The sequence below is a fragment of the Sporosarcina sp. Y1011 genome, assembly GCF_057669885.1.
Genome location: NZ_JBYHFP010000014.1, coordinates 1 through 12,949, shown reverse-complemented (window position 1 = coordinate 12,949; position 12,949 = coordinate 1). Strand labels below are relative to the sequence as shown.

The 12,949-nt window shown below is 35.8% G+C and carries 15 protein-coding genes and 3 pseudogenes; 16 read left to right on the top strand and 2 right to left on the bottom strand.

The features are described from left to right. Positions 1-114: 114 nt before the first annotated feature. From AC25Y5_RS13935 to AC25Y5_RS13890, 10 genes and pseudogenes are all read left to right on the top strand, one after another. Positions 115-594, top strand: a complete 480-nt coding sequence (locus tag AC25Y5_RS13935) for a hypothetical protein (RefSeq protein WP_488140820.1) — start codon at positions 115-117, stop codon at positions 592-594. A 96-nt stretch (positions 595-690) separates the two neighbouring features. Further along, positions 691-786: pseudogene (locus tag AC25Y5_RS13930) on the top strand (hypothetical protein); the annotation flags it as partial. Then, a pseudogene (locus AC25Y5_RS13925) lies at positions 786-1,225 on the top strand (SMI1/KNR4 family protein). The pseudogenes AC25Y5_RS13930 and AC25Y5_RS13925, both read left to right, overlap by 1 nt. A gap of 323 nt (positions 1,226-1,548) precedes the next feature. Next, positions 1,549-2,091, top strand: a complete 543-nt coding sequence (locus AC25Y5_RS13920) for a hypothetical protein (RefSeq protein WP_488140819.1) — start codon at positions 1,549-1,551, stop codon at positions 2,089-2,091. Between the two features lie 264 nt (positions 2,092-2,355). Then, a complete protein-coding gene (locus tag AC25Y5_RS13915) occupies positions 2,356-2,763 on the top strand; it encodes a hypothetical protein (RefSeq protein ID WP_488140818.1) in 408 nt (135 codons plus the stop codon). Positions 2,764-3,084: 321 nt separating this feature from the next. Continuing rightward, positions 3,085-3,303, top strand: a complete 219-nt coding sequence (locus AC25Y5_RS13910) for an AHH domain-containing protein (protein WP_488140817.1) — start codon at positions 3,085-3,087, stop codon at positions 3,301-3,303. A 32-nt stretch (positions 3,304-3,335) separates the two neighbouring features. Continuing rightward, positions 3,336-3,791, top strand: a complete 456-nt coding sequence (locus AC25Y5_RS13905) for a DUF4274 domain-containing protein (protein ID WP_488140816.1) — start codon at positions 3,336-3,338, stop codon at positions 3,789-3,791. A gap of 354 nt (positions 3,792-4,145) precedes the next feature. Next, positions 4,146-4,805, top strand: a complete 660-nt coding sequence (locus tag AC25Y5_RS13900) for a hypothetical protein (RefSeq protein ID WP_488140815.1) — start codon at positions 4,146-4,148, stop codon at positions 4,803-4,805. Positions 4,806-5,275: 470 nt separating this feature from the next. Beyond that, positions 5,276-6,241 (top strand): aromatic acid exporter family protein, encoded by a 966-nt coding sequence (locus AC25Y5_RS13895; RefSeq protein WP_488140814.1) that lies wholly within the window; start codon positions 5,276-5,278, stop codon positions 6,239-6,241. A 270-nt stretch (positions 6,242-6,511) separates the two neighbouring features. Further along, positions 6,512-6,991, top strand: a complete 480-nt coding sequence (locus AC25Y5_RS13890; protein WP_488140813.1) for an SRPBCC family protein — start codon at positions 6,512-6,514, stop codon at positions 6,989-6,991. Between the two features lie 109 nt (positions 6,992-7,100). Here the strand turns inward: AC25Y5_RS13890 and AC25Y5_RS13885 are convergent, their stop codons facing one another. Both AC25Y5_RS13885 and AC25Y5_RS13880 read right to left on the bottom strand, forming a co-directional pair. Then, positions 7,101-7,478 (bottom strand): SLAP domain-containing protein, encoded by a 378-nt coding sequence (locus AC25Y5_RS13885; RefSeq protein WP_488140812.1) that lies wholly within the window; start codon positions 7,476-7,478, stop codon positions 7,101-7,103. Between the two features lie 150 nt (positions 7,479-7,628). Further along, positions 7,629-8,606, bottom strand: a complete 978-nt coding sequence (locus AC25Y5_RS13880) for a tRNA dihydrouridine synthase (RefSeq protein WP_482102304.1) — start codon at positions 8,604-8,606, stop codon at positions 7,629-7,631. A 423-nt stretch (positions 8,607-9,029) separates the two neighbouring features. Here AC25Y5_RS13880 and AC25Y5_RS13875 point away from each other — a divergent pair, with 423 nt between their 5' ends. From AC25Y5_RS13875 to AC25Y5_RS13850, 6 genes and pseudogenes are all read left to right on the top strand, one after another. After that, complete coding sequence (locus AC25Y5_RS13875) at positions 9,030-9,437, top strand: ArsR/SmtB family transcription factor (protein ID WP_488140811.1); 408 nt, start codon at positions 9,030-9,032, stop codon at positions 9,435-9,437. 20 nt (positions 9,438-9,457) lie between these two features. After that, a complete protein-coding gene (locus AC25Y5_RS13870; protein WP_488140810.1) occupies positions 9,458-9,955 on the top strand; it encodes an SRPBCC family protein in 498 nt (165 codons plus the stop codon). Between the two features lie 185 nt (positions 9,956-10,140). Next, positions 10,141-10,539: a VOC family protein gene (locus AC25Y5_RS13865; RefSeq protein WP_488140809.1), complete on the top strand. Its 399-nt coding sequence runs from the start codon at positions 10,141-10,143 to the stop codon at positions 10,537-10,539. 484 nt (positions 10,540-11,023) lie between these two features. Beyond that, on the top strand, positions 11,024-11,665 hold the full coding sequence (locus AC25Y5_RS13860; protein ID WP_488140808.1) for a YfbR-like 5'-deoxynucleotidase: 642 nt from the start codon (positions 11,024-11,026) through the stop codon (positions 11,663-11,665). Between the two features lie 196 nt (positions 11,666-11,861). Next, on the top strand, positions 11,862-12,371 hold the full coding sequence (locus AC25Y5_RS13855) for a YfiT family bacillithiol transferase (protein WP_488140807.1): 510 nt from the start codon (positions 11,862-11,864) through the stop codon (positions 12,369-12,371). A 316-nt stretch (positions 12,372-12,687) separates the two neighbouring features. After that, positions 12,688-12,949, top strand: a pseudogene (locus AC25Y5_RS13850) (hypothetical protein); the annotation flags it as partial.

Below are 12,949 nucleotides of genomic sequence, written 5' to 3'. Positions count from 1 at the left end.
ATAGTGTTCCACATTGGCACAAAGTTCAATGGAATGAAAGATATCTTATAGGTGATTATAAGATTGATCACCGTATGGATACAAACATCCTTTAAAATGAAAGTTGGTTGAAATATGATTAAATTGCAAACTCCAGATGCCAATAACAACAGTAATTTTATCAAGAAATTATTTAGTATGATTAGTACAGAAATGCGTGAAATATATTGGGGAGTTGGGGATATAGAGATAGTCCCTCGATATGTGAGTGATTATCCAGGTTCTGGGCTTCATGAAAATGATGAAATTGCATGGAAGTTTGGAGAAAAAGTAGAAAGGGAAAAAATAGTTTATTTGGAAGAAGCAAATCTCTTTGAAGTTTTAGACGATACTCAATCGATTAGGAACGGGATTTTCGTTTGCTTTTTAAATAATAATCTCTATGATTATAACTTTCGCCCAAGGGTGGAAGTCAAAGAAATCAATAATATGCAACATCCATTAGCATATTTAGAAATTAGAATTTTAGATGGAGACTTATTTTTTATCTTGAGTAATGATAATAAGATAATAAGTAAATTAAAACATGAATTCTCTGAATCGCTTTTGGATTAATTCATAAACAATAAAACTTTGATTTAGATTGAACTTGCCTAGCAAAATGAGATACATATAAATTGGGATTTTTTGGGTGGGTAATATGGATGGTGAAATATGCATCCAACAAAATTTCCAAATGAGCACCAAGCTGGTATTCATGGAAAAGGTTCAATAGGAAGTGAATTGTTTAAAGGAGGGAAAAAATGATGAGCTATGATTTTATTAAAGTAAACATAGAAAATAGTTTTTATCCAGTGACTGAAAGTGAAATAGGTGAGGTTGAAAAAAAACTACATTTAAAATTACCGAATGAATTAGTTAGTTTTTATTTAGAAGTTGGCTATGGGTTTATTAAAGGATCAGAGTATAATGTTAATCGTATTATGGACCCATATTCAGGAAAGACTTTCGATTGAGAATGAATGATTTTGAATTTTTTCCAGACATAGAAATATATGATGAATTTGAGGATAACAAATTAGTATTTTTTGAAGGTAGTGAATCAGCTTTAATGTCAATGGAATTGGATGATAATAATAAAAATCCAATTTACTATTATGATATTCAAATTGCAACTTCTCTTGCAGAATTTTTAAGGAAAATAGAAGAAAATGATATGTATTATCTTGATTTATTAGTTGATTAAAAATTTAACGGACATACTACTTATTCCTTGAACGGCTATATGCCATTCAAGGTTTTTTAATAACCATTCGATTTATATTTGCACACTAAAACTCAAGAATAATCTAACAAATAGTCAACAGGTCAAGAAACTGAAAAAGACAATGAAGAAAACAATACTGGCCATAAAAAAATCATCAAGAAAGCCAAGGCGACCATTAAAAAGGAAAGTTGACAGGCTACTAAGGTCGTCAAAAAGGCAATGAAGAAAACGGTACTGGAAGTAAAGGGGTTAATGGAAAAGAAATTGCCTCTGTCACGGCGAACCAGTGGGCCGCGATATCAATGAACAGTAGATTGAAAACGGCCATCGAACAACAGGCCTCTCCGGTTAATGGAGGCGTAGAGACCAACAATCAGGAAAATCTGATAGGCACGGAGATCACGCCGGGAACCTTTCGGGCACTCGAGGGTAAAAAGACCAAGACAATTAAAAGAGATGCTTATGGAAACTATAACCTGTTAACATTCCACGTGTACGAAAATGGTCTGATCGTCAAAAAATACCAGCTGGGTACAAGCAAGCCAATTCAATATGTAGTGGTCAACAAAGTGGAGGATGAATTCGATGATGGTGGTGTCCGCGAGCTAGATAGGTACTTTGAAGGTACAAAACTTGCATTTGTGGATTATCTAAAACCGAATGCGATTGTCCAAAAAGGTTTCAAGCTCGCTTTCATCTCCGGAGCCAAGCCATCTAAATATAAAGGAGATCTTTCTGTAAAGAAGACTCCCACAGTTGAAAGCAAGTCTAAGGGTGCTGGTAATCTAATAAAGGATAGTACAAGTTATAAGGATTTGGCAAAAAAAATAATGCGGAAGATTTAATTAATAATTTAGAGAGTAATGGATGGTCAAAAGTAGTTGACCCACCAAGAAGCGTTAAAAGTGAAGAAGCAATAAAATTTACCAATCCAGAGAATGGTGACATATTTCGTATTATGCCGAACCCAGCAGATGGAAAACCATATTTTAAAGTGCAAAATAAAGGTGGGGGATGGCTTGATGAATCTGGAAACTTCCCATCTAATGCAAAAAAACAAGAATTAAGAGAGTTGACTCATTTTTATTTTAGGAAATAGAGGTGCTCAAATGTTGATAGCAAATGGATTTGAAGAAATTTACAATACTTTAGATTTTACTGATAGTATTGTCGAGTGTATTAATTGGGAAAATGATTTGTTAGACTTAGTTTTAACCGTTGATTATTACAATAATAGTGATGAAGAGGAACTGTTGAAATTAAGGTTTAGGGACTGTTTAAAAGCAGACTTTTCTTTAACAACAAATCTATTAAGTGTACGAGAAGAAGAAAAACGCTCTTACAGTTTGAGTTGGTACACAATTCAAAACTATGAGTTATTAAAAGATAGTGAACTACTCAAACAGTACAACCAAAAAGAGTTAATCCATTTCCAAATATTCACTACCGATCAAGTGATGCCATGGTTATCAGTTGTTAGTAGGGGGATACAAGTAGAGAGAGTCATTAATATTTAAGCTATATTTTGTGAAAAGAACCTTGATTGGCTATACGCCTTTCAAGGTTCTTTTATGGGGTGGGGTGCCGAATAAACAATTTTTTATTTTAGAGTGGGGCATTAACAGCGTTACAATAAATTCATCTTTAATTTCAGGTACCTGTGCATGACACTATTCCGTCAACTCACTACAATTACATATTTATAAGCATGGACTAGGTATTTACTTCAATATCTAATGTAATTTGAGTTTCCGTACAATCTCGTGAATTGTCCGTTGTTGTTTGTTGCACAGGTACCGATCACTATTCTAAGAATACCTAATAATGATATAAGCACAATGTCTAGGCATAGTGGATATCATTCTGTCTATAACCAAGTGGTAGAAAAAGCATTAAATAGAATGGATATTGATCAAAGTGTTGATAGTCTACAAAAACAAGTATATGATTTACAACAAAATCTAAAGAAATTACAGGAGAAAGGATTACCGCTTTATCCTAGTCAAGGCGCAACAATAGAACTTTGGGAAAGAAAGCTAAAGCAATTGGAAAATTAAATTTCTAAAAGCATAGTGGGAGGGATAATATCATGGATAAGAAAGATATTAATTTTCTTGAAGAGTTGCTTTATAATACGGATAAAAATAATTTAATCAGTCAGTTAAGCAAGGTAGATAACCCACTAATACTCCATTTTTTTGTAGTAAATTATAATTGGAATAGTGGATTTGATGTACCAACAGTTATTTTAGAAAATGAGGCTTGTGATTTAGGGACGGGTTTACTAATGTTTCATTATGCAGACGGCTACCGTTTGTTAGATAATTCAGATGAAGTTTCAAGTTCTCCATTAGAGAAATGGAAAGATTTCTTGAGTAAGATTTATAACAAACTTAAAAAATTAGAATTTAAATCGCAGAATATTTCCTTTGACCCTGATTTAACAAAAATTCAAAAGTATAAGTTGAAAAAAAATAACCCAAACCTACCTGATATACTTATTAGTAAATCCCCAGGCGAAGTGGTTGATATTCCTACAATATAATGTGATTGCTTAAAACCTTGATTGGCAAAGTGCCTTTCAAGGTTTTTCTGTGTGATAGGCATGGGGAAACGCTGGTCCATTACAGGCTTGGCAGTAGGAACTGTTAGCAGAATGCAAGGGTGTCCTTAGTGAGGAGGTATCTGACGGAAGCCATATGCAAATTCTCGAACTTAGGATAAATAGATGTACCATATATTTCAGGGTACTTGGCTTTTAGGGAACTTCCTTGAGAATTGAGAGTTCACTGGAGGTAAAGGGGTGTTATAAATATACTGAAGAGTGTGATATCATATTATTGAAAGAGAGGGCATTTTACATTTGCATTGAAATTTAGCATAGTTGGGAGTGGTTATTTTGATAAAAGACAAGAAACTCATATATATTGCATTTATTCCTTTTTTTATTTCATTGGCATTAAACTTCCCCTTTCCACATAAAAATCCTTACGGTGAAGCAGTTGTTTCGGCTTTAAATATACCTATTACAACAGTAAATGGATTCCATTATGTTGGAATCATCTCGTTATTGTTACTAATTGCAAGCCTCGTTTTACTAGTGAAATCATTAAAGAAGTATCATGTTGGATTCGTATTGATTGCTATTATCGTAGCGGTTTTTGCACCTCTTTTGGTAGCCAGTACTTTTCAAAAAACGATTGCAACTGGCATTTACGCAATATCCTATCAAAGTGATAATAGCGTTTGTAATTTTGAAATGAAAAATGAAACAATCCTTCATGGAGTATGTGAACTTCCTTTTAAAAATTATAGTGGAAAAAATACTCAATTCAATATTGAATTCTATGAAAGCTATCCATTCGAGGAGGATGTACGAATGGTATCACTTATGAATAACGATGCTCCATATGAGGTCAGGTTAAAAGGGAAAGAACGTAAACGAGTGATTATTGAGACAGATATCGATGTGTCGCAGATGGAAAATCACATAGAAGGTGGTCAAGCAAATTCTGTCACAATTATTATTAAGTCAGGAGAAAAAACAAGGGAATTATGAGAGTAGTATAATTCAGCTAAGGGAAGTGCGTTAGGTATGAAGAATACTGAAAAAAGGACCGTAAATGAACTGCACTCCACTTGCTAGAAGGTGTCTAATAAGTGGAGTGCAGTTCATTTTTCCGAAATAATTTAGATTTTTTTAGAAGCAGGCACTATGTAAAATTGGAAATACCTACGCCCGGACATTCTTGATAAGACCTCTACATCGAGACGACAGAAGGTGTGGGTATCCATCTTAATGCGTCGGATATATGTCACGATTCATTATCTACATGGTAAACTAGAGGCAGATGAATTTCGAGGAATAGGCGAACTATTTTTAGAATACACAACAAGTTTATTGATATACATCGAAGCTGATGCCAACCGGTTATAGTTTCAGTGATTGTACACATATGTGAATGAACGCGAATTTTTAAAAAAGGTAACCTGTAAGGGTTTACTGAGAAAATAATAGGTGGTGCTTCCATGATTGGCATGGGCTATCGGACGATAAAAACTGCTGTAGGAGCAGGGCTGGCAATTTGGATCGCGAGTTTATTGGATTTGGAATTTGCAACGTTTGCAGGAATTATTGTTATTATGTGTATCGAGAAAACGAAGAAAAAGACATTAATTACAATGAAGGATAAATTCTTTGCCTCTCTCTTATCCTTGATGATTGGTGCTTTGTTTTTTGAAGTATTAGGTTATCATCCCATTGTCTTTTCCTTATTTATTTTATTATTTATTCCAATCCTTGTAAGAGTTCACATCCAGGCTGGTTTTGTCACAAGTATGGTTGTCGTATTACATGTTTATACGGTACAGGATGCTACCTGGTCCCTGTTTCTGAACGAGGTCTATATTATTTTCATCGGTATGGGAATTGCTCTTCTCGTCAATAGTTTCATGCCAAATTTCAAGCAAGATATTGAAAACTTTAAGAAGGAGATTGAACAAAAGTTTGAAATTATTCTCTTTGAATTCTCTGCCCATTTAAGGGATAATATGCGAAACTGGGATGGGAAAGAGATACTTGAGGTAGAAGATTTGATTAATCAATCGAAAAGCATTGCCATTCAAGATGTAGAAAATCGTTTGTTGCAAAAACGAAACATAGATTATTATTATCTGGAAATGCGAGAGGATCAACTGGAACTCCTAAAGCATATGATGAAAATCGTTGCTATTTTCTCTTCATTCAGCCTAGACGTCAAACAGAAAGAAATGTTTGCAGACTTCTTGGAGAATTTAAGTCGAAACGTTCATTCGGGAGATACAACAGAGATTTCATTAAATGAGTTAGAGGAATTAAATGCCTTGATCGGCGAGATGGAGTTGCCGAAGACAAGAGAAGAATTTGAAATACGGGCGAATCTGTTTTATTTGATTTTTGAAATGAAAAACTACTTAAACATAAAGAAAAAACTTTTTGCGAAAAGAAGTCGATAGGGGAAGGATCCTGAGAGAGAGGGTATTCAACTGATTCATCACGATTTTATAAAATAAACAGCTATTTTGTTAGGCAGCTTGTAAGGTCTGGATTCGGTATTGCACCGGATTCAGGCCTTTTAGTTTTGCCTGGTTACGTTTTTGAGTAGTGGTGAAACCCTTCACTCATGTACATAATGGGCAGTTGCGGTATAATAAAAGTTGGCAAATATATACAATAAGTCTACGAGAATGATAGCAAAATTCCTTGAGGCTTAAATGTAAACCACATTGAAAATAGAAACGAAAGTAGTGAAACGTATGGCAATCGCATCGCATTCCGTAAACATTTCAGCATCGGTAGAAAACGTATGGGAATATGTTAGTCACATTGAAAACTGGGCAACGATGGTTCCAGCTTATAAGGAGCATGAACAAATTGATGAACAAAAGTCGGTTTGGACATTTGAAGGGAACTTCAAGGGCCTAAAAAAGACGGTAAAAATGGAATTAGACATTACTGAATTTCACGCGCCATCGACGATTCGTTTTGAAATAAAAGGGTTAACGGATAAATTCACTGGGAGTGGACAGTTTACTGCGGAGGAAACAGCAGAGCAAACAACGATGACGGGGACAATTGAGGTAAATGCGGGTGGCTTATCAGGTGCAGTGTTGTCACCTGTTCTTAAAATGGTATTACCGAAAGTAACATCACGCTTAACAGAGAAAATTGCGCGTCAAATTAAACAAGACAAGGTGCTTGTCTAATCTACTTTTCTATACCTGAGCATGAGAATAACTTCAATGTAAATAAAAGAGTGCCTGCCGGCCATACGATTTTCATCTGTATGATTGGCAGGGACTCTTTATTTTCACCTTAATTCCCAATTTTATACTGCGGACAACCATTTGTTTCATTCGTTTCTGAAAATATAAACGTCCACGGCATAGAAGTATTTCCGGCAATTTCACAAGGTAAGCTAAACATAGCATTGGCTTGTTGTTTGCCTTGTTCATTATAGGAAATGACTGTATTGTCTAAGCGGAAATTTATTTCCTCAAAATTGTGAATGAGTACCGTAATCAGCTGTTCACCTTTATGATTGCGAGCATTCCATAAGAATGACAGAAGGACGCCGTCTTGTAGCTGTTTCGTTTGTTGTAGGAAATGATGCATAATCTTTTCGCGATCAGTAGGGGCAATTGTTTTGTCCCATGCAGGTTCAAAATAGAGTTTTTGCATCGTCGTGGTCATCCACCTACCTCTCAATATCGTTGGCGGACTCTTTCTCCGTACTTCCGGAGGGAACGCTCTGAAATGATTGCAGTGATTTTAGCGAAGATTTCTATGATCTCCAGTATTTTGGGGGAGACGCGGAACCTATCTCCGTGTCCCGTGCTGTATTTAGTCTAATTCTGATTCTAAAACTGGTTGTAATAAAAGACGGACTTCATCCGTTGATTTTGTATTCATTAATTGGTTTCTCAGTTCGCCTGCGCCACTAAATCCTCGAACATAGATTTTGAAAAAACGATGAAGTTGCTTGAATGAACGCGGTTCGATTTCTGTTGAATATTTATCGTGAAGTTCTAATTGTAAAAGTAATAAATTGAGAAACTCTTTCACACTATGCTCTTTAGGTTCTTTTTCAAAAGCAAATGGATTGGTGAAAACGCCGCGGCCAATCATGACACCGTCAACGCCGTATTGTTCTACTAATTTTAACCCTGTTGCACGGTCAGGAATATCTCCGTTAATGGTTAGTAACGTATTTGGAGCGATTTCATCTCGCAGTTTTTTGATTTCAGGGATTAGTTCCCAGTGTGCATCTACTTTACTCATCTCTTTTTTTGTACGAAGGTGAATGGAAAGATTCGCAATATCTTGTTTCAATATATGTCCTAACCACTCGCGCCACTCGTCCACAAATGTGTAACCCAATCTTGTTTTAACACTAACTGGTAAGCCACCTGCTTTTGCTGCTTGAATAATTTCTGCTGCAACTTCAGGATGCCGTATTAACCCAGAACCTTTGCCATTGGCTGCGACGTTTTGTACTGGACATCCCATGTTTAAATCGATACCTCTAAACCCGAGTTTTTTCATATCAATACTCATCTGTTTAAAAAACTCAGGTTTATTGCCCCAAATATGAGCGACAATCGGTTGTTCATCTTCTGTGAACGTTAACCGCCCACGTACACTGTCTCTTCCTTGAGGGTGACAATAACTTTCTGTATTAGTGAATTCTGTGAAAAATACATCGGGTGCTGCCGCTTCACTAATGACGTGGCGAAACACAACGTCTGTGACATCTTCCATTGGTGCTAATATAAAAAACGGCTTCGGTAAATCAAGCCAAAAATTATCTTCGTTACTCATTTTATATCCTCCTGTTGCAACAAAAAAAACAATATTTATCTATTGCAAGATCTTTTACTCATCATACATATTATCATTTCTTGTAGTTGGATGCACTGATACACTTCTCGAAAATGAATCCAAAAGAGAAGTCATTTTCAAATGGTGTTACAGTTTGCCGGACATGCTAATTAAAAAAATACTAAGTAGGGTAGGACTCTATTGCACGAACAACTAGCCTTTTTAAGAGGTGCTTCTAAATAGTTAAATTAAACAGGACCGATGTATTCAAGTTATCCTAATTATAATGAGCTACATCGATCTTGCTGAATATATCAGTTGATGTGTGGGTTTTAACCTGTATTTCACAAACGGTTCAGATTTGTGGGGGATCCGAAATGCATATCACTTTAGTAAAAGGGCAATAATATAGAATAAGGTAGAATGTTTTATATTTATCATTTAACCAAAAGGTTGAATATAAATGAGAAGTTTGTTATATTTAACTACATGGTTAACCATAATGAAAATCAATTAAATGTAATATTTCAAGCTTTAGCTGATCCAACAAGAAGAGAAATCGTTCATATGATGGCTCAAAAAGCAAGGACAGTTTCAGAGTTAGCAGAGCCTTTTGATATGTCTTTAGCAGCTATATCTAAACATATAAAGGTTCTGGAACGAGCAAATTTAGTAGAGAGGAGTGTAACGGGAAGGACGCATATCTGTAGCTTAAATGCAGAGTCATTGTCTCAGGCTACTGAATGGCTCCGTTTTTATGAGAGTTTTTGGAGTAATCGTTTTGATATTCTGGAAAGTGAGTTATTGAAAGCCAAGAAGAAGGAGCACTAAATCATCGGAAGGGGAATTTTATGAACAACATCTCAACTACATCATTAGTAATGAAAAGAGAATTTAATGTAAAACCTGAAAGAGTTTTTGACGCATGGCTGAATCCAGAAATGATGAGAAAATGGTTTTTTACATTGGAAGGCACGAATAAGGTGACGCAAAATAATCCTCAAGTAGGCGGTACTTGGGAGATTGTTGACCATCGGGAAGGACAAGATTACCGTGCGATTGGGGAGTACCTTGAAATTGATCCTCCGAAAAAAATCGTGTTCACTTTTAAGATGCCACAATTCAGCGAATTAGAAGATACGATTACAGTTGAGCTAAAAGAACTCCAGCAAGGCTGTGAGATGACGTTCACACAAGTGATCCATGTGCCTCAAGAAGAGAATTGGACAGAGTCCGATATCGAAAAAGCTCTTGGTGAAACGCATGATAGCACTGAACATGGTTGGAATTATATGTTTATGGGGCTTCAGGAATTATTGGAGACAGGAAAAATTAGCTATACAGGTTAAGAAACATTTTAGACCTTAAAAGTTGTGTCAACGAACGTGTTTAATGAACAAACGGGTGTCGTTTGATTCAAGATGAGAAGTTACTCGAGTTTTCATTAACATTCGCTCTTATATTTTGGGGTGTAAACAGGTAGTTGAAACAAGGTAACAACAATAAAGTCTATGTGAAGAAGGGAAAGTTAAATATGAAAAAGGTAACACCTTTTATAATGTTTCAAGGCGGTATTGCAGAAGAGGCTATGAATTACTACATATCACTCATCGAGGATTCAGAAATTAAAAGCATTACTCGATACGGGGCTGATGGACCTGGAAAAGAAGGTACAGTTGTACAAGCTGTATTCTCGTTAAAGGGGCAGGAGTTCATGTGTATCGACAGCCATGTTGACCATGAATTTACGTTTACCCCATCTTTTTCTATCTTTCTTACGTGTGATACCGAAGAGGAAATTGACAGCCTTTATGATAAAATGATGCAAAATGGCACAGCACTCATGCCTCTCAATAACTATGGGTTCAGTAAAAAATTCGGATGGCTGAATGATCAGTTTGGCATATCCTGGCAGTTGAACTTACCAGAGTAATCTGGTTGCAAATGATATGTAAGATATTTCACAAACGAGCATGATTGAAATGATTTTGTGTCAGAAACAAGCCAGAATGTGATATACGGCTAAGAAGGTAAAGGATTAATAATAATTGTATTTGAGCCATAGGGTTATTTTATATAACTTTGTGGCTATTTTATTTTTGGCATCCTTGCGTCGCACAAAGACAAACAACTCCATCTCAATAAACATAAAAAAAGCCCAGATGCCCCAGTTCATCCTATTATTAAGAAGTAGCAGAAAAGACTATAGAAGCATGTGAATGTAACTAAATTGACCGATTAAATTCTTGGTTGTATGATGTTAATCCTTTTCCTGCATAACTTAGTGAGAATAAGGGAAAGTAATGATAGACGAGGCTTAAAGTAAACATAGCACTGTTAAAAAGGCATAAATAATCGTGTGTATGATTAGTTTTTAATACGATAGCCCCAAAAAGTATAGAAAGGTGATGAATAAGATGGGTGTACATCAATATTTTAAAAGCTTATCTGATTTAGAACAAATTATTCGTTGTCCAGGAAAGTTTAAATTTCAAGAGCATTCTGTCGCCAGTCATTCATTTAAAGTTACGAAAATTGCTCAATTTCTTGGAACAGTCGAAGAGGAATCTGGACAGAAAGTGGATTGGAGAATCCTATATGAAAAGGCATTGAACCATGATTACGCGGAACTTTTTACAGGAGATATAAAGACGCCTGTAAAATATGCTTCGAAAGAGTTGAAGCAACTATTCAGTGAAGTAGAGGAAGAAATGACAAGAAAGTTTGTAGAAAAGGAATTACCATATGAGTTTCAAGCCATTTATTTGGAGCGACTTAAAGAAGGTAAAGATGAGACATTGGAAGGGCGCATATTATCTGTTGCTGATAAAATAGATTTGCTTTATGAAGCATTTGGTGAGATTCAAAAGGATAATCCAGAGCCATTGTTCATAGAGATATACGAAGAAGCATTAAGGACAATACTGCTGTTTCAAGATATGAACTGTGTAAAATACTTCCTAGAACATATTCTTACGGATATGCTGAGTGAACGATTTACTGAACATGGCGAGTTGGCGGGTATTGCAATGCGGATAATTGAAGAACATGGAGATTGAAAGACATACATAAAAATAACCAGTTCTAAAGCAAACCAGCGTACAATGCTAAACTTCCACAATGGGGCTAAATTCTTGATTAACACTTAATAAAATAAAGTAGATATGTATGTTAAACTATAATGAGAATTATGAAATAATTCATGTGGTCATAAAAATGTGGAGAAAATAACAAATAGGGAAAAGGGGAATGAAAATGAATGTAAGATTTCCAATTGGGGAGTTACAAGTTCCAGAAAAGGTAACGTTAGAAAACATTCAAGAATGGCTAAAGGAAACTGCAACTTACACGAATCGGTTAAGAGAAACTGTTGACTCATTAAGTGATGAGGAGTTAAGCAGAACCTATCGTGAGGGTAGCTGGACAGTTCGTCAACTTGTTCACCACATTGCAGATTCTCAGTTGAACATGTATCAACGTTTGAAGATGGCTTTAACAGATGAGAACCCAACAGTGCCAGATTTTGATCAAGAAAAGTGGGCTATTCAACCGGATACAAAACTCCCTGTAGAAAGTTCTATTAAAATGCTTGAAGGTATAAATGAGCGCATCGTATCTTTAGGAAATAACTTAACTGAATCGCAATTAGAGCGAGCTTTTACTCACCAGAAAAACGGTAAAATAACAGTTGCGACAAAAGTTGCAAAATTAGCTTGGCATGAGGAGCACCACTTAGCCCATATAAAAATCGCATTATCAAAATAATATAGTATGTATGAAATTGGCTTATCGAACTTCGATAAGCCAATTTTTTAAAAAGTGAGGAATAATTACAGAAGTTTTATACGATTAAAGGACGCGATTATCGAAGGTTATAAGGTACCTGAAATTTAATAAGCAGCTTAACTAAAGAGAAATTCAACTTTTAAAAAACTTAAAAATCTTCAAAGGACAACTATACACATTTTTTAAAGCGGCAATTATGAATTTGATTCGATTAACAATTATTTAATAGACATAGTTGATACCCCGTCCACTCTGTTATTCCCTGAATAGAATAACAGAGAAAGGATGTGTTATAGTGTATTTTAATAATTCTCGAAATCGCGGATGTGGTGGATGTAATCACGGCAAATTTCGTTGCCAACCGGTCAGTACAGGTCAGATCAGGTGTAATTTGGGACCATTCAGTGCTATTGACACGGCCTGTGTAATCGAACCTACGGGAGATACCGCAGACATGGGACCTGCGGGACCTAAGGGAGATACCGGAGACATGGGACCTGCTGGACCTACGGGAGATACTGGAGATATGGGACCTGCTGGACCTACGGGAGATACCG